The sequence below is a fragment of the Catenibacterium sp. AM22-6LB genome (genome assembly GCF_003435615.1).
In the GTDB taxonomy this organism is placed as follows: domain Bacteria; phylum Bacillota_I; class Bacilli_A; order Erysipelotrichales; family Coprobacillaceae; genus Catenibacterium; species Catenibacterium mitsuoka_A.
In genome coordinates, this window is sequence record NZ_QTUM01000042.1 from 1 (window position 1) to 21,125 (window position 21,125).

The following is a 21,125-nucleotide window of genomic DNA, read 5'->3' on the forward strand; positions in this document are numbered from 1 at the left end:
TTTCCAAGACCCCCAAATATTTAGAGCGAAGGTCTGACCCCCACAAAAATTAAAGACCCGAAAAATATCGCTTGATTCTTCTTTTTTTATTTTATAAACATATAAATAAGATCTCATAATTCTCACCTCTATAACTATTATATATATTTATAAAATAAAATGCGTTATATATCCCTTCGACAACTCCTTGAATGAGGCGCTTATTTAAAATATGTGAAAATTTAGTGAAACATCTTTGTTTTTACACATAATATATTATGTTATGATAGAAAAAAAGGAGAAAATCTAAGTAACTGAATATGTTGACTATTGTGTTTGAATGTGCTTATAGAGGAACGTTAAAATGAACACATCAAATATCAAAAATTATAAGCCAAAAGATTTTGCCGAACTTTTAGGTGTTTCTGTTAAGACATTACAACGTTGGAACAGAGAAGGTACTTTAAAGGCAAACCGAACTCTAACTAATAGGCGTTATTACACATATGATCAGTATCTACAATTCAAAGGTATGAATATTGAAAATGATAAACGTCAGGTGGTTATTTATGCCAGAGTGTCTACAAAGAATCAAAAAGATGATTTACAAAATCAAGTTGCATTTTTAAGACATTTTTGCAATGCGAAAGGAATTATTCTAGAGCAGTGTATTGAAGGTTATGGAAACCGTGTAACGATTTATTAGATGAGGTAATGGAACGGAAAATCAAAGCCACAATTTGAATCCCCACAAACCGTAGGCTAGTGAAAATTAAATTTCATAAGCCCCTATTAAACGGCGTTCTCGAAGCTGAACCTAATACATGAATTTTCCAGTTGTTCTATAATTAGATTAGAAATCAGATGGAGAACTCATGCAGGATATTGTTTCAATACTCCATATGTTCTCCTGCAGGCTGTATGGGTTTAATAAGTATAAAAAAACAGATAGAAAGGGATGAGGAAATTGCTGAAGAGCTTTAAGATGGAAATAAATCCAACAGAGGAGCAGAAAGTCAGGATTCGTAAAACGATAGGTACTTGCAGATTTATCTATAACTTCTATCTTGCTCATAATAAGGAACTTCATGAAAGTGGCAAGAAGTTTATGAGCAGCAGCCAGTTTAGAGTTTGGCTTAACAATGAGTATCTTCCAAGCCATCCAGAATATTCATGGATCAAGGAAGCTTATTCAAAATCGGTAACACAGGCAGTAAATAACGGACAGACCGCATTTGAAAACTTCTTTAATCATAAGAGCGCCTTTCCAAAATTTAAGAAGAAAAGCAGATCTGATGTGAAAATGTATTTTGTAAGGAATAATCCTAAAGATTGCAGTTGCGAAAGACACAGAATCAAGATTCCGTCACTTGGCTGGGTCCGCATCAAAGAGAAAGGATATATTCCTACAAAAAAAACGGATATGTAATTAAGAGCGGTCATGTCTCAATAAAGGCTGACAGATACTATGTTTCAGTTCTTATAGAAATCCCAGATAAAAGGACAGCCAATAATTCCAGTGAAGGAATTGGCATTGACCTTGGATTAAAGGACTTTGCGATTGTTTCTGATGGAAAAACTTATAAGAACATCAATAAATCTGCAAAATTAAAGAAGCTTGAAAAAAAGCTTGCTCGAGAACAGAGAAGTCTTTCTCGAAAGTATGAAAATCTTAAGAAAGGAGGGTCCACTCAAAAGAAAAATATACAGAAACAAAGGCTTAAGATACAGAAGCTTCATCATAGAATTGACAATATTCGTACTGATTACATCAATAAGATAATCGCAGAGATAGTGAAAACCAAGCCATCTCATATAACGATTGAAGATCTAAACGTATCAGGAATGATGAAGAACAAACATCTTTCAAAGGCAGTTGCTTCGCAGAAGTTTTATGAATTTAAGACAAAGCTTCAAGCTAAATGCAAGGAGTACGGAATTGAACTTCGAATAGTGGATAGATGGTTCCCATCGTCTAAGACATGTCATTGTTGCAAGCGTATCAAAAAAGATTTAAAGCTTTCAGATAGAGTTTTGAGATGCGACTGTGGTTATATCGAAGATAGAGATTTCAATGCTGCACTAAATCTGAGAGATGCTACGACTTACGAAGTTGCATAAACAAACGCAAACGTAGGTATGTATCGAAGGCTACTTCGGGAATTTACGACTATGAAGTGTACAAGAACTTGTGAGTAGATATGATTTTTTGTCAATCGAAAGCATACACAATAAAATAGTAAGTAATGTTCGTGAGAACTTACATTATCTCGGTGTGAGTATATTTAATCACATTTTGAGTGGCAGTTGAGAAGAATGCTTACAATTAAGGATTTATGCAAACAATATCATACAGGTGAACTCACTCAGACAGCTCTTGATCATGTGTCTTTATGTTTAAGAGATAATGAATTTGTCGCAATATTAGGACCATCTGGTTCAGGAAAAACAACTTTATTAAATGTGATTGGCGGCTTAGATCAATATGATTCAGGAGATCTTATCATCAATGGTATTTCCACAAAACAATATAAGGATAAGGACTGGGATTCTTATCGAAATCATACAATAGGTTTTATTTTTCAAAGCTATAATTTGATTCCACATCAGACAATTCTTGCGAATGTAGAACTCGCTCTCACAATTTCAGGTGTTTCTAGAGAAGAAAGAACACGTCGTGCCAAGCAGGCACTGACTCAGGTAGGACTTGGAGAACAGTCTCATAAACTACCAAATCAGTTATCTGGTGGACAGATGCAAAGAGTGGCTATTGCCCGTGCATTAGTGAATGATCCAGATATTTTACTTGCGGATGAACCAACAGGGGCACTAGATAGTGAAACAAGTATACAAGTTATGGACTTGCTTAAACAGGTTGCGAAAGAAAAACTTGTAGTCATGGTCACTCATAACCCAGAACTTGCACATATGTATGCTAATCGTATTGTGAATCTAAAGGATGGTGTGATAGTCTCTGATTCTAACCCAGTATCATTTAAAGAAGAAAAGCCTGTTCATAAAAATTTGGGAAAGACATCTATGAATTTCCTAACCGCATTAATGCTTAGTTTTAATAACCTTAAGACAAAAAAAGCTCGTACAATATTGACATCATTTGCTGGCTCTATTGGTATTATTGGAATTGCACTTATTCTATCTATTTCCACTGGTGTCAATGCCTATATCTCATCCATTGAAAAAGAGACGTTATCAGAATATCCTCTTTCTATTCAATCTACAGGAATTGATATGAGTGCGATGATGGGCGAACCAGTCAAGAAAAACAACAGTGAAGTCAAGGTTGTGGATATGATGGAGAATATGTTCTCTAAGATCGGTTCTAATGATTTAAAGAACTTAAAAGCATATATAGAGGAACATAAAGAAATTAATCAATATGCCCGTGCTGTAGAATATGATTATGGTATCTCACCACAGATTTATGCAAATGATCAATATGGAATCAGACAAGTGAATCCTGATGCCACAATGAAAAAACTTGGCATGGGAACAAGCAGTAATTCTATGATGAGTAGTATGATGAATACGAATGTTTTCTATTCTCTTCCATCTCATGCCTCTTTATATGATGATCAATATGATGTAAAAGCGGGTCACTGGCCTAAAAATAAAAATGAATGTGTATTGGTACTCTCTAAAAAAGGTGGTATCAGCGATTTTATGCTGTATACATTGGGTTTAAGAGACCCAGCACAATTAGATCAGATTTTAAAAGCTTTTAGTGAAGAGAAAAATATTAAAGTCACAACAGGCAAACAAGGATATCGTTATAATGATCTATTAGGTATTACTTTTAAAGTAGTGAATGCATCCTCTTATTATCAATATGATGATACATATAAGGTATATAAAGATAAAAGTAATGATACAAACTATATCAATTCACTTGTACAAAATGGCAGTGATTTAAAAATTGTTGGTGTTGTACAGCCTAAAGAATCGACTAATGCTTCTATGCTTGCTATGGGGATTTATTATCCTTACTCACTTGCCACTTCTACTATTAAAGATGCGAGTAATAGCCAGATAGTAAAAGCACAGCTAGAAAATAAAAATATAAATGTGATTACTGGACAATCTTTTAATGATCAGTCTCAAAAATCATTTGATTTATCATCTATGTTTCAAGTAGATAATAATGCACTAAAGAATGCATTTCAGTTTGATACAAGCAAGGTGAATATATCCATACCACAAATGGATATGTCTAGTATTTTAAGTCAGATAAAAATTGATATATCTCAAAATGATGCATCATTATTTATGTCCACGCTTACTTCAGGCTATAACGATTATTTAAAGGAACATCCTTTAAAAGAAGCAGAAAATTTAAATGTGGTGGTTCAAAAATATCTTCAATCCAAAAGAGCATCAGATATTATTAAGAAAGGTATTGATGATGCAATTAAAGAAAATGGTGAAATAAAGATCACTGAAGAACAGATGCAGAAGATTATGAAGAATGTAGCGGATGACTTTAGTGATTATGCAAAAGAAGATATCAATTCATTTACATTAGGATTACAGAATAGTATGATGAACTATCTCAATTCACAGGATTCTAAGCAGGTCATCAATCAGTTTATTAATAAAGTTATCAAAGATAATCATCTAGAAGAACAGTTGAATACTATTATGGCAGGATATATGCAAAATATCACAAAACAATTGTCTACCTCTTTATCTCAGGCATTTACTTTTAATCCTGATATCTTTAAACAGGCTATTAAAATGAATAGAGATAGTACGGATATGACTGAGCTTATGAAATCAATGATGAATACAGAACAAACAAGCTACGATAACAATCTAAAGAAATTTGGCTATTGTGACTTTGATAATCCAAACAGTATTAGTATTTTTCCACAGGATTTTGAAAAGAAACAGTCTGTTTTGAATTATTTGGATCATTACAATGAGAAGATGAAAAAGATAGATGAAGATAAAGTGATTACTTATACAGATGTTGTAGGTACACTTATGTCTTCTGTGACTGATATTGTTGATGTAATCAGTTATGTGCTTATTGCCTTTGTAGGTATTTCTTTAGTTGTTTCTTCAATTATGATTGGTGTAATTACTTATATTAGTGTATTAGAAAGAAAAAAGGAAATTGGTATACTACGTGCAATAGGTGCTTCTAAGCACAATATTTCACAGGTCTTTAATGCAGAAACATTTATTATCGGTTTATTATCAGGACTTATGGGTATTGGTATTACCTTGCTTCTATTGATTCCAACTAATATAATTATACATAACGTATCCAATCAGACCTCTATCAATGCGACGCTGCCAGTAAGTGGCGCAGTTGTTCTTATATTATTAAGTATTGGTCTTACATTACTTGGTGGATTAATTCCATCCCGTAAAGCTGCAAAAGAGGATCCTGTCAAAGCATTACGTACAGATTAAAGAAGTAAATGATACCAAAGAACGTCATTGAAGAAATCTATTCATCCCATGATCATTTCTTTGACTTAGAAAAAATACGAAATATTTCATGTATCATACAAGTGAAGCTTTTGTATTTTGCTTTTATAATGCCGTTGTTCTCATATGATTGCTATTGCAGTAACAGAAATACTCTATCTTTTCCTTACTGCAATGGAGGGAGATGCACATGAAAAGAGCGCTAAACATGAAGATTTGATTGCAGGAGATAAGATATAAGGTATGCAGGTGATGTATACCTTTTTATTTATCACAAACAATAATAAAAGTATTGAAAACAATAATGCAATGAGTATAATAAAGTTGAAAAGGAGAGAAAGTATGAGAAACAGAATTACAATATTAAAAGAGAAGATGCTTGATGAAAAACGTTATGCATCTATTGAACAAGCGCGTATCATAACACGTATTTATAAAGAGAATGAAACTCTTTCTGTTCCTATGAAACGTGCCCTCTCTTTAAAAGCGGCGTTAGAAGAAATTGAAATTGGTGTTGAAAAAGAAGAATTAATTGTAGGTAATCGTACAAAAGGTGTACGTGCTGGTGTTGTATTTCCTGAAAGTGGCTGTTCATGGGTGGATAGAGAATTTGAAACACTTCCTACCCGTCCTCAGGATCAGTTTGAAGTAAAAACAGAGGATATTAAAGAATTTAGAGAAACAATTTATCCATACTGGAAAGGACATTCTATGGAGGATGTCATTAGAACACGCTATGGAAAAGAAATTGATCATATCAGTAAAGTAGTCAAGATCAATCAGAAAGACCATGCACAGGGTCATATCTGTCCTGATTCAGCTTTATGGTTAAAGTATGGTCCACAAGGATTATTAGATAAGATCAATGACAAACAAGAAACAGAATTCTATACATGCACAAAACTTGTATTAGAAGGGGCAATCACTTTCATGAAGAGATATCATGATTATATTATCTCTATGCCTGATTATCATAAGAGTGATGATTTAAAGCGTGTTGCAGATAACTGCCTTTCTTTATCTCAAAGACCTCCAAAAACATTCCATGAAGCCGTACAGTCTTTATGGTTCTTGTTTGTAATATTACATATGGAATCCAATGCGTCTTCATTCTCACCTGGGCGTATGGACCAGTACCTTTACCCATATTATGAACATGATTTAAAAGAAGGACTTATTAGTAAAGATGATGCATTAGAAATATTAGAATGTCTCTGGTTGAAGTTTAATCAGATTGTTTATCTTCGTAACAGTAATTCAGCTAAATACTTTGCGGGATTCCCGATTGGGTTTAATATTGCGGTAGGTGGCTTGGACGAAAAAGGACATGATACATATAATGATTTATCCATGCTTTGTCTAGAAGCACAGAAGGAATTATGTCTTCCTCAACCTAACTTATCAGTAAGACTTAACAAGAATACATCTCATGAACTCATGCAGAAGGCGATTGAAGTTGTAGCATTAGGTAGTGGTATGCCACAGTTCTTTAACGATGAAGCGATTATTCCTGCGATGGAAAGACTTGGTATCAGTCACGAGGATGCTTTAAATTATGCGATTGTCGGTTGCGTAGAACTTACCACTCATGGTAATAATCTAGGCTGGAGTGATGCGGCTATGTTTAACCTCAATAAGGCATTAGAACTTACTTTAAATAATGGTAAATGTTTGTTGACGGGACAGAAACTTGGTCTGGATATGGGATCACTTGAAACATATCAGACATATGAACAGTTAGAAAAAGCATTCAAAATTCAGATTGATTACTTTATTGAAATGATGATGAAAGCAGAAGAAGTTGTAGAAAGAGTACATCAGGAATGTTTACCGACTGCCTTCTTATCATGCGTCATTGATGACTGTTTAGAAAAAGGCATGGATGTTACAAGAGGTGGCGCTAAGTATAATTTATCTGGTATCCAGATGATTCAGATTGCGAACCTTGCAGACTCACTTGCAGCTATTAAAAAACTAGTCTATGAAGACCATCTCTTAGATTCAAAAGAATTGCTTACAGCTTTACAAGTTGACTTTAAAGGGCACGAAATCACACAAGCCATGCTTTTAAATAAAGTACCTAAATATGGGAATGATATTGCCTGGGTAGATGAATGTGGTGCTAAATGGGCACGTTATTTTAGAAATAAGATGAAAGAGTATAAGAATTATCGTGGTGGTCCTATTCATACAGGTATGTATACTGTTTCAGCTCATGTTCCTATGGGTGAAAATGTAGGTGCATCTCCAGATGGTAGAAACGCCTATACACCTCTTGCGGATGGTGGTATGTCCCCTGTCTATGGTAGAGACTTAGCAGGACCAACTGCTGTCTTAAAATCTGTCTCTAAGCTAGATGATGATCTCACAACCAATGGGGGATTACTCAATATGAAGTTCTTACCAGACTTCTTTAAAACAGAAACAGGATGTATGAAGTTTGAAAACTTCCTTCGTGCTTTTGTAGACTTGCATGTACCTCATATTCAATTCAATGTCGTGAACAAAAAAGATTTATTAGATGCGAAAGTTCATCCTGAAAGACATCGTTCACTTACAATCCGTGTAGCTGGATATACAGCTTACTTTGTAGAACTAGCAGGTAAATTACAGGATGAAATTATTGCGAGAACAACCTATGACAACATCTAAATATCTTGTATTTGATATCAAAAGATTTGCGGTACATGATGGTAAAGGATTACGTACAACAATCTTCTTTAAAGGATGTCCTTTAAGATGCAGATGGTGTCAGAATCCTGAAGGACTTTTGCCACAAAGAAAGCCTATTTACTTAGAAAACAAGTGCATGCATTGTAGAAATTGCGAGAAGCACGGAGCAGGTAAAATAGTCTATCGAGATAGACCTGTATTTATAGACGATGATTTGGATGAAATCTTTAAGTATTGTCCTACCGATGCGATTCAGTATGATAGCTCATATTATAGTTTAGAAGAACTTGTAGATAAGGTGATGGAAGATGAAGTTTTCTTTAAATATGGTGGAGGTGTGACAGTTTCTGGTGGAGAGCCTTTTATGCAGCAGGAAAAACTGATACAATTATTAAAGGAACTCCATACAAAAGTACATACAGCTATTGAAACTTCACTTTATACTTCGCTAGATTTAGTGAAGAAGGCAGCACCTTATCTTGATCAGATCTATTGCGATTTAAAGATAGAAGATGGCAAAGCACATCTAGAAGCAACTGGTGTATCAAATGCAATCATTAAAGAAAATCTAGCTTATTTACTCACAAGTGAGCATAAAGATAAAGTGATTGTAAGAACACCACTTATTCCTGGATATACAGGTGATGATAACAATATTAAGAGTATTGCCTCTTATCTTTATAGTTTATATCCAGAAGTACGTTATGAATTATTGAATTATAATCCTCTTGCATCCGCAAAATATGATTTAACAGAATTTGAATATGGTGTTAAAGAGGATGCATTGGTCTATAGCCAGGAACAATTAAGCCATTACTATCAGATTGTATCTGATAGTGGAATAAAAAATATAATCAAAGGAGATTAAAAAATGGAATTTATTATTGATACTGTAGATTTAGAAGAAATTAGAGATGCAGTGGATCACTTACCAATCGTAGGTGTCACTAGTAACCCAAGTATTGTAAAAAAGACAAGCCCAAAGGATTTCTTTGGACATATGAGAGAAATCAGAAAAATCATTGGGGATGAACGTTCTTTACATATTCAGGTTATTGCGACAGAAGCAGATGAAATCGTTAAAGAAGCACATAAGATCTTTGAAGAAGTAGATGACAAGGTATATGTAAAAGTACCTACTACTTATGAAGGTGTTAAAGCTATGAAAATCTTAAAAGCTGAAGGTAAAAATGTAACTGCCACAGCTGTTTATGATTTGATGCAGGCTTATATGGCACTCGCAGCAGGTGCTGACTATATTGCACCTTATACAAATAGAATTGGAAACTTAGGTAATGATCCTTTTGAATTAATGGCTCATTTATCTAATAGAATTGTAGAAGATGGTTATGACTGTAAGATTCTTGCAGCTAGCTTCAAGGGTGTACAGCAGGTAAGAGATGCATTTAATGCAGGTAGTCAGGCTGTCACTGCACCAGTAAGTGTATTAAAGGCAATCTTTGAAAATCCAAGTATTTCTAAAGCTGTAACTGATTTCAATAATGATTGGTACTCAGTATACGGAGAAGACAAAGGTCTTTGTGATATGTAATGAAAGAAACGAGCGAGGGCTCGTTTCTTTTTAAATAATATGATGTTCTTTTAATTCTTCTTCTAGTTTTGAATGATCAGGTAAATGAATACCATCCATGCCGACGTTCTTACATGCATTAATATTATCAAGAGAATCATCAATAAATAGACATTCATCTGCATTTAAATGATAACGGTCTAATAATAATTCATAGATTTTTAAATCAGGTTTGATTAGTTTTTCTTTAGCACTAATTATAGCTCCATCAAATAGAGTAAACCAATCCTGCTTCTTTAAGAAACGATTATATGCATCTAAATGGAAATTAGAAATAATATAGAGAGAATAACCTTTCTCCTTTAATAAAGAAACGAGCTTTATATTATTTTCAATAGGAAGAAGTAATTCAATCCATTCTTCCATGATTTCTTCTATATCCAATGCAAGTTCAGGATATTCGTTGATTAATTTTTCTGTAAACTGTTCTCTTGTGATGGTTCCTTCATCTAGTTTGATCCATAAAGGATTCTGGAAGATGATTTCAAATAATTCATTATAATGCGTATAGTTCTTCTTTTTCAGCCAAACTAAAGGCTGATAGTCTAAGAGAACACGTCCTAAATCAAATACAATATTTTTCATTTTTTTCTCCTTTTTATTATTATATGATATACTTAATAAAATGTATATGTTAATCAAGGAAGTGGTGATATTATGGAAGAATTAAAGAAAGTAACTACAAGTCAAAATAGAATAGATTTATTACATGCTTCCTCTATTGATACGTTAGAAGATATTATTTATCATTATCCTTATAAATATGATGAAGTGACTGAAATATGGCCTCCTGTAGAAGACAAATGCTGCGTAGAGGGGGTTATCATAAGTAGTCCTAAGGTATTTTATAAAGGACGTTTTTCCCGTATGACATTCAATGTGTCTATTAAAGGCAATGACTATATAGTCACAATCTTTAATCGTCATTTTCTTCGCCCTCATCTTACACTTGATCGTATCATTACATTACAAGGTAAAGTAGAAGGGAATCGTTTCACAGCTTCTAATATATTATTAAAGAATCTAGATCAATTATCAGGTATTACACCTGTCTATTCTTTAAAGGATGGACTTACAAGTCATGCTTTTTCCCAATATGTTAAAAAAGTATTAGTAATGAACATACCTATTGAAGATAGTCTTCCTATAGAAATAAGAGAAACAGTTGATCTCATGAGTAAGAAAGAAGCACTTTATGCAGTCCATTTTCCAATGAATCATGAACAACTACAAAAGGGTATTAAAACTCTTAAGTATGAAGAATTCTTAAACTTTGAACTGGCTCTTTCATATCGTAAAATGCAAAGAGAACAGGAAGTAGGCTATGCAAAGGATTTTTCTTTAGATGAAGTCAATGCCTTTATTCATACGCTTCCCTTTAAATTAACGAAAGATCAAAAACAAAGTGCTAAAGATATACTGTTAGATCTTCATAATCCAACAATCATGTATCGTTTCTTACAGGGAGATGTAGGAAGTGGTAAGACAATTGTGGCAGCTATAGGGTTATATGCCAATTATTTAAGTGGCTATCAAGGGGCTCTCATGGCACCGACTGAAGTGCTCGCAACGCAGCACTATAGTAAGCTTAAAAAAACATTTGAAGCCTATGATATGACTATAGCGTTACTCACAGGATCACTTACTTTAAAAGAAAAGAAAGAAATCTATGAAGGTTTAGAAAGTGGCGCTATTGATCTAGTTATTGGGACACATGCATTATTCCAGGAGATCGTTCATTATAAAAAACTTGGATTTGTAGTAACAGATGAACAGCATCGTTTTGGAGTCAAACAAAGAAAAGCCTTAAAACAAAAAGGTGAAGGTGTTGACTTCCTTGTCATGAGTGCGACTCCTATACCTAGAACTCTTGCAATGAGTTTATATGGAGATATGGATGTTTCAAGTATAGAAACAAGACCTGAAGGTAGAAAGCCTATTCTAACAAAATATTTTGAAGGCAGTTCTATGAAGCCTTTCTTAAAGCAATTAAAAGATTATTTAGCTCAGGGTGGACAATGTTATGTCATCTGTCCTTTGATTGAAGACAACGAAGATCTTCCATTAAAAAGTGCTTTGACTATTTATGAAGCGATGTCTTCTTATTTTAAAGGACATTATCAAACAGGATTACTTCATGGTTCCTTAAAAGATGAAGAAAAAAATGCAGTGATGCAGGCATTTAAAGATAATAAAATACAAATTCTAGTCTCTACTACAGTGGTAGAAGTAGGGGTTGATGTTCCCAATGCGAATATGATGGTTATTTATAATGCTGAAAGATTTGGCTTATCTTCTATTCATCAGTTACGTGGTCGTATTGGAAGAGGAGACCAGCAGGGGTATTGTTTTCTGTTATCAGAAGCACAGGACGAACCAGCAAAAGAGAGACTACACTATCTAGAAGAACATGATGATGGATTTGAAATATCACAATATGACTTAAAAACAAGAGGACCAGGAGAACTATTAGGTGATAAGCAGAGCGGTCTTCCAGCCTTTATGATGGGTGATATTTTTAAGGATATGAATATTCTAGAAGAGACAAGAAGATATGCAATTAAGATGATTCATGATTATTATAAGTACGGGGAATATGAAAACTATATTGAGATGATCAAGAAAAAGATAAAAAAAGGGAATGAATATATTGATTAGTTATGATATTATGTAACTGACGAGGTGATTTTTATGAAATTAGCAATCGATGCGATGAGCGGAGATTTAGGTAGTGCACCTGTTGTGGAGGCCTGCAAGAAGTTTGCAGAAAAGCATCCAGATGTTGAATTATATGTGACAGGTAAAAAAGAAGAATTAACAGCTTTAGAATCTATTAATTCTATTCATATTGTAGATGCACGTGATGTTGTATTAATGACTGATAGTGTATTAGGTGTAAGAAGAAAGAAAGAATCTTCAATGGTGAAGGCATTAATGATGGCCCGTAAGGATGAAGTAGATGGAGTTGTATCATGTGGTTCTACAGGTGCTTTTTATACTGCTTCTATGTTGTTTGTAAAGCGTATTGAAGGCGTAGAAAAATCATGCTTAATGGCAACTCTTCCTACATATAGCGGTAATAGTACATGCCTGATGGATGTTGGTGCTAATGCGACCAATACAGCAGAACAGCTACAAGAATTTGCGGTAATGGGCTCATTATATAGCAAACTTGTATTAAATAAGGAAAATCCAAAGGTTTCTTTACTTAATATTGGTGCAGAAGATCATAAGGGTGATGAAATGCATCAGGAAGCCTATAAACTATTAAAAGATTGTGATAAGATCAACTTCACGGGTAATATAGAAGGTAGAGAATTATTATCAGGGGATATTGATGTTGTTGTGACAGATGGATTTAGTGGGAATATCGCATTAAAAGCATCAGAAGGTGCAGCCATTCTTCTTATGAAGGCAATGAAAGAATCATTATTTGCGACATTAAGAGGAAAGATTGGTGCCTTATTTGCAAAACCTCAATTATATGCTTTGAAAGAACGCTTTGATTATAAATCAGTTGGTGGTGCTCTATTTATGGGCTTTGAAAAAGCAATCGTAAAAGCACATGGTGGTTCAGATGCCAAGGCAGTTTTTAATGCGATGGAACTTGTATATAGAATGGTAGACTTAGATGTTGTAGGTCGTATGAAAGAAGGACTTCAATAATGAAAATATTAGATTTCTTACAGAAAGAAAACATTCCTTTTAAACGTATTAGTCTTTATAAGGAAGCATTTACTCATTCGTCTTATGCGAATGAATCAAATGTTCATATTCCTGATTATGAAAGACTAGAATTTATGGGAGATGCTGTTTTACAGCTATTTGTATCAGAATTCATCTTTGCATTACATCCAGAATATAAAGAAGGACAGTTAACACAGCTTCGTTCTAAGCTTGTAAGAGAAGAATCTTTAGCACGCTTTTCCGAAGAACTTCATTTAGGTGAACTTCTTTATTTAGGTGTAGGTGAAGAAAAGAGTGGTGGCCGTCATCGTGAAAGTGTTCTTGCAAATATTTATGAATCATTTATAGGTGCACTTTATCTAGATTGTGGTAAAGAACAGGTCATGCGCATTCTTGAAAAGACAATCTTTAAACATGTCAATGAAGTAAACGAATTTGATGATATCACTGACTATAAGACTAAATTACAGGAATTAGTGCAGTCAGATGACCGTAAGACAGTCAGTTATCATGTAAAAAGTTCAACTGGACCAGCCAATGCTCCTGAATTTGTCATTGAAGTTATTTTAGATGATATGATTTTAGGTACTGGCAAGGGAACAAGTAAAAAGCGTGCAGAACAGCATGCAGCAAAAGATGCATTAATGAAAATGGCAAAGAAGGCTTCATAGTCTTCTTTTTCTTATGTGTAAGTTTTGTAAAAAAAGACAAATCACTTTACTTTTTGTATAATGATAGTATGATAAAAAACAAACAAGTTAGGAGATTACAATATGGGAAATAGTACAGTAAGTGATGCAAGAAATATAACTCTTGTCATGGACTTTTATGAATTAACAATGTCATATGATTATTTTAAACAGGGAAAAAAGGATGAAATTGCATATTTTGATATGTTCTATCGAAAGAATCCTGATAATGGTGGTTATGTCATCATGGCAGGACTACAACAGTTGATTGAAGCAATCAAAGATATGCACTTCTCAAAGGGCGATATTGACTATTTACGTACTTTAAATATGTTTGATGAAGAATTTTTATCTTATTTAGCTGATTTCAAGTTCGATGGTACAATCTGGGCAGTCCCTGAAGGAACACCTGTATTCCCTTATGAACCATTAGTCACTGTTAAAGGAAAATTGATTGAAGCACAGCTATTAGAAACTTTCCTTTTAGTAACAATCAACCATCAGTCATTGATTGCAACTAAAACACATAGAATTGTACAGGAAGCTAAGGGCCGTCCTGTTATGGAATTTGGGGCAAGAAGAGCACAGGGATATGATGGTGCAACATATGGCGCAAGAGCAGCTTATATTGGTGGAGCAGCAGGAACTGCTACAGTATCAGCAGGTAAAGCTTTTGGTATTCCAGTACTTGGTACAATGGCACATTCTTTTGTTCAATCATTTGACACTGAATATGATGCATTTAAAGCCTATGCTGAAATCTATCCAGATTCATGTATTCTCTTAGTAGATACATATGATACATTAAAGAGTGGTATTCCAAATGCGATTAGAGTCGCAGAAGAAGTATTACAGCCAATGGGTAAGACATTAGCTGGTATTCGTATTGACTCAGGAGATATCGCATATCTTACTAAGAAAGCAAGAATGATGCTTGATGTTGCTGGATTGATTAATACAAAGATTTCTATTTCTAACTCATTAGATGAATATTTAATCCGTTCTGTACTTGAACAGGGTGCACGTATTGATTCATTTGGTGTAGGGGAAAACATGATTACATCTAAGTCTTCTCCAGTATTTGGTGGAGTCTATAAGATGGCGGCTATGGAAAAGGATGGTCAGATTGTTCCTAAAATTAAGATTTCAGAAAATAAAGAAAAGATTACTAATCCAGGCTATAAGAAGGTCTATCGTTTAATAGAGAATGAAACAAATAAAGCCATCGCGGATATTGTAATGTTTGCGGATGAAACAATTGATCCAGAAAAGAATCTCACTATTTACTCTCAGTATGATAAATGGAAGAATAAAACATTAATAGGTGGGTCTTATACATTCTTTGAATTACAGAAACCTGTCTTTGTGGATGGTGAATGTGTATACGAAGAAAAGACACTTGAAGAAATCAGAGAAAACGTTAAAAAACAGGGCACATTATTATGGGATGAAATATTCCGTTTAGAATACCCACATGCTTATTATGTAGACCTTTCTGAAAGACTTATTGACTATAAATTAAAGATGCTTGAGGAAAAACGCGGATGAAAATTACAGTAGTAGGATTAGGCGTTATTGGCGGCAGTTTTGTTAAGGCACTTAAAGGAAAGGGTTATGAAGTCTATGGTATCGATACAAACCAGCAGACTCTAGATATGGCTAAAGAAGAGGGATGCATCATTGAAGGATATCTAGATGGGAAGGATATTATTCCTAAAACAGATCTTACAATCATCTGCCTTTACCCAAGTCTTGTCTTAGACTTTATTAAAAACAACCAATTTAAACCAGGAAGTATCGTCACAGATGCCGTAGGAATTAAATCTTATTTCTTAAGAGAAGCACTTTCTATCATTCCAGAAGATGTAGAATATATTTCTATTCATCCAATGGCAGGTAGAGAAAAGAAGGGCTATCAATATGCTTCTAAACAGGTGTTTGAGAATGCGAACTTCATTATTGTCTATCATGATGATAATAAGAAATCTACTATAGATTTTGTTCAGGAATTTTCTAAGCAGTTAGGTTTCCGTTCAGTTAAGATCATGTCTCCTGAAGCACATGATGAAATTATCTCGTTTACTTCTCAGTTACCTCACTGTTTGGCTGTATCACTTATGAATAGTGATGATCAGAAATATGAGACAGGAAAGTATATTGGTGATTCATTTAGAGACCTTACACGTATTGCGAATATTAATGAAGACTTATGGGATGAATTGTTTATGAATAATAAACAGTATTTGCTTGCTTCTATTGAACGATTTGAAGAGCAGTTAGATATTCTAAAAAATGCGATTCGTGATAATGATGATGAGAGTTTAAAGGCTGCATTTAGAAAATCTACAAAAAGAAGAGAACATTTGTAAGAATGTTCTTTTTTTATTGCAAAAGTTTAATATATAAAACAAAAAGTTTAAAAAAGAGGTTGAAAGATTACTATAAGCGTGTATAATATCATTGTTTGATTAAGTGAACAAAAAGTTAATTATATAAAACAGGGAGGATTAGATGGATCTCGGAAGGAAAATTAAACAGCTGCGACTTGCAAATGACTTAACTCTTGAAGAACTTGCAAACCGTAGTGAATTATCAAAAGGTTTCCTCTCCCAGGTTGAAAGAAATCTAACATCACCATCTGTCGCAACACTTGATGATATTCTTGAAGCATTAGGTACTAATCTTCATGATTTCTTTGATCAGCAGGAGGATGAACAGCTTGTTTTTGGCAAAAAGGATTTTTTTGTGAATGAACAGGATGATTACATCATTCACTATATCGTACCAAATGCTCAGAAAAATGAGATGGAACCTATTCTTATTGAACTAGAAAATGGTAAACGTTCAATGAAGATGGAACCCCATGGTGGAGAAGAGTTTGGTTATGTATTAGAAGGTAAAGTTGTTCTTCATTATGGGATGCGAGAAGAAATTGTTAAAAAGGGTGAAACATTTTATTTGAAGGGCACACGTGCACATTATTTAGAGAATCAGTGGGAAAGAAAGGCGAGAGTGATCTGGATTTCTACACCACCATTATTTTAAATGAGGAGAGTTTTATGAAGAAAATTATTGAATTAGATAATCTGACTAAATCATTTGATGGTCAGGTCATCCTAAAAGGAATTCACTTAGACATCTATGAAAATGAATTCGTAACACTTCTAGGTCCAAGTGGATGCGGAAAAACAACTACACTAAGAATCATGGCAGGATTTGAAGAACCTGAATCAGGTACTGTATTATTTGATGGTATGAACATGGAAGGTGTACCACCATATAAGAGAGAATTAAATACAGTATTCCAGAAGTATGCTTTATTTCCACATATGGATGTTTATGATAACGTAGCATTTGGTTTACATATTAAGAAAATGCCTGATGAAATCATTGATCATAAAGTAAGAAGAATGTTGGAACTTGTAGGTTTAAAAGGTTATGAAGAAAGAAATATTTCTCAGTTATCTGGTGGTCAGCAGCAGCGTGTTGCGATTGCAAGAGCTCTTGTTAATGAACCAAAAGTACTTCTTCTTGATGAACCATTAGGCGCACTTGACTTGAAACTAAGAAAAACAATGCAGATTGAATTAAAGAAGATCCAGCAGCAGGTAGGTATTACTTTCGTTTATGTTACTCATGATCAAGAAGAAGCACTTACTATGTCTGATAAGATTGTCGTAATGAATGAAGGTTTAATTCAGCAGATTGGCTCACCAATTGATATTTATAATGAACCAGAAAATAGATTTGTTGCCAACTTCATTGGTGAATCTAATATTGTAGAAGGTCATTTCATTAAGGATTACCTTGTAGAATGGCATGGTCAGCAGTTTGAATGTGTAGATAAAGGATTTGAAGAAGGTCAGGAAGTAGATATTGTATTACGTCCTGAAGACTTAGATATTGTAGAACCAGGTAGAGGTAAAATTGCAGGTGAAGTTGTATCTGTTATCTTTAAAGGGGTACACTATGAAATCATGGTACGTACAGAAAATCAGGACTATAAGATTCATACAACAGATTTAACAGAAGTAGGAAAGAAAGTAGATTTAGATTTCTGGCCTGAAGATATTCATGTCATGGAACCAATGGGTACATATTAATGAAACAGTATAAAAAACTCATTACACCTTATGTCCTATTTCTATTCCTGTTAACTGTATTGCCGATGGTGTTGATTGTATTCTATGCTTTTACACAAAAGGCATCCGCAATCAAGACATTTGAATTCACATTCGCAAACTTTGCGAAATTCTTTGATCCAATCTTTGTCCAGGTGTTGATTAAATCATTCGGACTTGGATTACTTACTACATTAATCTGTTTATTAATTGGTTATCCAGTTGCTTTTATGATTTCTAAGTGTAAACAGCATACTCAGACTATTCTTATTATGTTGATTACTATTCCAACATGGATCAACCTTTTAATGCGTACTTACGCATGGGTTTCTATTTTATCTAGAAACGGTATTTTAAATAACATCCTAGGATTACTTGGCTTAGGCTCTTTTAGAATGTTATATACTGATGGGGCAGTTGCCATTGGGATGATTTATAACTTCCTCCCATTTATGATTCTGCCAATCCATACATCTTTAACTAACATGGATCCTTCACTTGTAGAAGCAGCCTATGATTTAGGTGCTAATAAGGTTACAGCCTTCTTTAAGATTACTTTTAAGCTATCACTTGGTGGCGTATTAACTGGTATTACAATGGTATTCTTACCAGCTATCAGTGAATTCGTTATTCCAAAGATGTTAGGTGGAGGACAGTACTCTTTAATTGGTAACTTCATTGAAAACCAGTTCATCACTGTAGGTAACTGGCATTTCGGTAGTGCTGTATCACTCATCTTAGGCGTGATTGTCATTATTTCTATGGCACTCATCTACCGTGCTGAAAAGAAGACAAATAATGAAATTGAACAGGGAGGACTTACTAATGCGAAAAGAAAAAAAGCTCAGTAAAGTGATTATTATTTCACTATGTATGGTCTTCCTCTATTTCCCAATATTTATTATGGCAGTTTTCTCATTTAACAGCGCCAAGTCTTTATCACATTTTGGTGGCTTCTCAGGACGCTGGTATGTACAGTTATTTAATAACACACAGCTATTAAATGCGATTTTTGTATCAGTTAGTATTGCGGTTATTGCGACAATCTGCTCAGTTGTTTTAGGAACAATCACAGCCATTGCATTATCTAAATCTAAGAAGACTGTCAGAACTCTTGTGCAGCAGGTCAATAACTTACCAATCATGAACCCTGAAATCGTTACAGCTATTTCTTTAATGTTGTTATTTAGTTTTGTGAACTTTGAAAAGGGTTATATGACAATGCTGCTTGCTCATATTGCATTCTGTACACCATATGTGATTACGAATGTTTATCCTAAAGTCAAGCAGTTAGATGACAATCTAGCAGATGCGGCAATGGATTTAGGGGCAACACCATTCCAGACATTGACTAAGGTCATCATTCCTCAGATCAAGCCTGGTATCTTTGCAGGAGCACTTTTATCTTTTACTATGAGTTTTGATGATTTTATCATTTCGTACTTTGTATCTGGCAATGGTGTAGAAAATATTTCTATCGTTGTTTATAACATGTCTAAACGTGTTGATCCAAGTATATATGCATTATCTACAGTTATTCTTGTAGTTATTTTAATTGGGGTATTATTAGGCACTTTTGTACCATATATTTATTTGAAGAAGAGAGGGGTAAAAAATGAAAAAGCTATTTAAAGGTTTACTTTGCGTTGCAGTTATCTGCGGCCTAATGACTGGGTGTGGGTCTAAAAACTATAAACACACATTAAAGGTATTCAACTGGGGTGTATATGCCGATATGGACGTTATTAAGGCATTCCAGGATGAATATGATTGTAAGGTTATTTATGAAACTTTCGATTCTAATGAATCAATGTACACTAAATTATTAGGTGGCAACCAGTATGATGTATTGGTACCATCTGATTATATGATTGAACGTATGATCAAAGAAAATCTTTTACAGAAGATTGACTGGTCTAAGATTACAAATAAGAAATCATTAGATACTAAAGTATTAAACCAGCAGTTTGATCCTAACAACGAATACTGGGTACCATATTTCTGTGGTAACGTAGGTATCGTTTATGACAAAACACAGGTTACAAAAGAAGATTTAAAAGCAGGATGGGAAATCCTACGTAATACTAAGTATAAGGGTAACCTTTATATGTATGACTCTGAAAGAGACTCTATGATGGTTGCATTAAAGGCTTTAGGCTATTCTATGAATACTACTAACGAAAATGAAATCCAGGCTGCTTTCAACTGGTTAGTAGAACAGAGAAAGACTATGGATCCTACATATGCAACAGATGACTCTATCGATAACATGAAGAATGGTGAAAAAGCACTTTGTGTTATGTATTCAGGTGATGCAGCTGATGTAATGAAAGAAAACCCAGATATGGGCTTCTATATGCCAGAAGAAGGTACTAACTATTGGTTCGATGGATTTGTCATCTCTAAGGATTGTAAGAATACAGATATGGCTAATAAATTCATTAACTATATGATTTCTGATAAGAACGCTTTCTTAAATACACAGGAAGTAGGTTATTTAACTACTAATACTGTAGCAGCTGCAAAAGCAAGAAAGAAAGAATTCAAGAACAACAATGCTTACAGCATGCGTGTTGGACCAAAAGATGAATGTTTCAACTATCAGGATACTAAGACTAAAGAAATGTTTAGTAACTACTGGACAAAAGTTAAAGCAAAATAACATATTTTATGGTGATTCTAGATCTAGAATCACCATTTTTCTTTTATTGTAAGCATTCTCTTAGGAGTTCTGATAAAAAAATCATATTTTTTTAATTTAAAAAACCTTGTGTTTATCAAATTAAATGTAAACACTTAGAAAAAAATTCTAAAAACCCCTTGCATTATTTCAAAATACATAGTATAGTATACAAGCAATCTCGATTGCGACGGTTCCATAGCCAAGTTGGTAAGGCAGAAGACTGCAACTCTTCGACCATCGGTTCAAGT

General features: G+C 34.0%; 18 protein-coding genes. 17 read left to right on the plus strand and 1 reads right to left on the minus strand.

The annotated features are described in order from the left end of the window. Positions 1 to 343 precede the first annotated feature (343 nt). The 7 genes from DW269_RS12770 (at position 344) to DW269_RS09050 (ending at position 9,658) form a co-directional block, all read left to right on the plus strand. The gene (locus DW269_RS12770) at positions 344 to 685 is read left to right on the plus strand and encodes a MerR family transcriptional regulator (RefSeq protein WP_199410043.1); all 342 of its coding nucleotides are present in this window, start codon (positions 344 to 346) and stop codon (positions 683 to 685) included. 252 nt (positions 686 to 937) lie between these two features. Beyond that, a complete protein-coding gene (locus DW269_RS12775) occupies positions 938 to 1,408 on the plus strand; it encodes a helix-turn-helix domain-containing protein (protein ID WP_233502476.1) in 471 nt (156 codons plus the stop codon). Continuing rightward, the gene (locus DW269_RS09025) at positions 1,318 to 2,100 is read left to right on the plus strand and encodes an RNA-guided endonuclease TnpB family protein (RefSeq protein ID WP_199410044.1); all 783 of its coding nucleotides are present in this window, start codon (positions 1,318 to 1,320) and stop codon (positions 2,098 to 2,100) included. The genes DW269_RS12775 and DW269_RS09025 overlap by 91 nt, the downstream gene beginning before the upstream one ends. A 195-nt stretch (positions 2,101 to 2,295) precedes the next feature. Next, positions 2,296 to 5,415 carry an ABC transporter ATP-binding protein/permease gene (locus tag DW269_RS09030; RefSeq protein ID WP_117459460.1) on the plus strand — a complete coding sequence of 1,040 codons (3,120 nt, stop codon included), beginning with the start codon at positions 2,296 to 2,298 and terminating at the stop codon, positions 5,413 to 5,415. 360 nt (positions 5,416 to 5,775) lie between these two features. Further along, the gene (locus DW269_RS09040) at positions 5,776 to 8,085 is read left to right on the plus strand and encodes a formate C-acetyltransferase/glycerol dehydratase family glycyl radical enzyme (protein ID WP_117459461.1); all 2,310 of its coding nucleotides are present in this window, start codon (positions 5,776 to 5,778) and stop codon (positions 8,083 to 8,085) included. After that, complete coding sequence (locus DW269_RS09045; RefSeq protein WP_117459462.1) at positions 8,048 to 8,974, plus strand: glycyl-radical enzyme activating protein; 927 nt, start codon at positions 8,048 to 8,050, stop codon at positions 8,972 to 8,974. The genes DW269_RS09040 and DW269_RS09045 overlap by 38 nt, the downstream gene beginning before the upstream one ends. A 3-nt stretch (positions 8,975 to 8,977) precedes the next feature. Beyond that, positions 8,978 to 9,658, plus strand: a complete 681-nt coding sequence (locus DW269_RS09050) for a fructose-6-phosphate aldolase (RefSeq protein WP_117459327.1) — start codon at positions 8,978 to 8,980, stop codon at positions 9,656 to 9,658. 30 nt (positions 9,659 to 9,688) lie between these two features. On the opposite strand, the gene DW269_RS09055 is transcribed toward DW269_RS09050, so the two are convergent. Continuing rightward, positions 9,689 to 10,282 carry an HAD family phosphatase gene (locus tag DW269_RS09055; RefSeq protein ID WP_117459463.1) on the minus strand — a complete coding sequence of 198 codons (594 nt, stop codon included), beginning with the start codon at positions 10,280 to 10,282 and terminating at the stop codon, positions 9,689 to 9,691. Between the two features lie 72 nt (positions 10,283 to 10,354). Here DW269_RS09055 and recG point away from each other — a divergent pair, with 72 nt between their 5' ends. The 10 genes from recG (at position 10,355) to DW269_RS13005 (ending at position 20,856) form a co-directional block, all read left to right on the plus strand. Next, positions 10,355 to 12,355 carry an ATP-dependent DNA helicase RecG gene (recG, locus tag DW269_RS09060; RefSeq protein ID WP_117459464.1) on the plus strand — a complete coding sequence of 667 codons (2,001 nt, stop codon included), beginning with the start codon at positions 10,355 to 10,357 and terminating at the stop codon, positions 12,353 to 12,355. Positions 12,356 to 12,388: 33 nt separating this feature from the next. Next, positions 12,389 to 13,363 carry a phosphate acyltransferase PlsX gene (plsX, locus tag DW269_RS09065; protein ID WP_117459465.1) on the plus strand — a complete coding sequence of 325 codons (975 nt, stop codon included), beginning with the start codon at positions 12,389 to 12,391 and terminating at the stop codon, positions 13,361 to 13,363. Next, on the plus strand, positions 13,363 to 14,055 hold the full coding sequence (gene rnc / locus DW269_RS09070; RefSeq protein ID WP_117459466.1) for a ribonuclease III: 693 nt from the start codon (positions 13,363 to 13,365) through the stop codon (positions 14,053 to 14,055). The genes plsX and rnc overlap by 1 nt, the downstream gene beginning before the upstream one ends. Before the next feature lie 102 nt (positions 14,056 to 14,157). Next, the gene (locus DW269_RS09075) at positions 14,158 to 15,621 is read left to right on the plus strand and encodes a nicotinate phosphoribosyltransferase (RefSeq protein ID WP_117459467.1); all 1,464 of its coding nucleotides are present in this window, start codon (positions 14,158 to 14,160) and stop codon (positions 15,619 to 15,621) included. Continuing rightward, positions 15,618 to 16,442 carry a prephenate dehydrogenase gene (locus DW269_RS09080; RefSeq protein ID WP_117459468.1) on the plus strand — a complete coding sequence of 275 codons (825 nt, stop codon included), beginning with the start codon at positions 15,618 to 15,620 and terminating at the stop codon, positions 16,440 to 16,442. The genes DW269_RS09075 and DW269_RS09080 overlap by 4 nt, the downstream gene beginning before the upstream one ends. A 142-nt stretch (positions 16,443 to 16,584) precedes the next feature. Next, on the plus strand, positions 16,585 to 17,118 hold the full coding sequence (locus tag DW269_RS09085) for a helix-turn-helix domain-containing protein (RefSeq protein ID WP_022425431.1): 534 nt from the start codon (positions 16,585 to 16,587) through the stop codon (positions 17,116 to 17,118). A gap of 14 nt (positions 17,119 to 17,132) precedes the next feature. Next, positions 17,133 to 18,176, plus strand: a complete 1,044-nt coding sequence (gene potA / locus DW269_RS09090) for a spermidine/putrescine ABC transporter ATP-binding protein (protein WP_117459469.1) — start codon at positions 17,133 to 17,135, stop codon at positions 18,174 to 18,176. Then, the gene (locus DW269_RS09095) at positions 18,176 to 19,045 is read left to right on the plus strand and encodes an ABC transporter permease (RefSeq protein WP_117459470.1); all 870 of its coding nucleotides are present in this window, start codon (positions 18,176 to 18,178) and stop codon (positions 19,043 to 19,045) included. The genes potA and DW269_RS09095 overlap by 1 nt, the downstream gene beginning before the upstream one ends. Next, positions 19,020 to 19,826: an ABC transporter permease gene (locus DW269_RS13000; RefSeq protein WP_022425434.1), complete on the plus strand. Its 807-nt coding sequence runs from the start codon at positions 19,020 to 19,022 to the stop codon at positions 19,824 to 19,826. The genes DW269_RS09095 and DW269_RS13000 overlap by 26 nt, the downstream gene beginning before the upstream one ends. After that, positions 19,810 to 20,856 carry an ABC transporter substrate-binding protein gene (locus DW269_RS13005; protein ID WP_117459471.1) on the plus strand — a complete coding sequence of 349 codons (1,047 nt, stop codon included), beginning with the start codon at positions 19,810 to 19,812 and terminating at the stop codon, positions 20,854 to 20,856. The genes DW269_RS13000 and DW269_RS13005 overlap by 17 nt, the downstream gene beginning before the upstream one ends. Positions 20,857 to 21,125 lie beyond the last annotated feature (269 nt).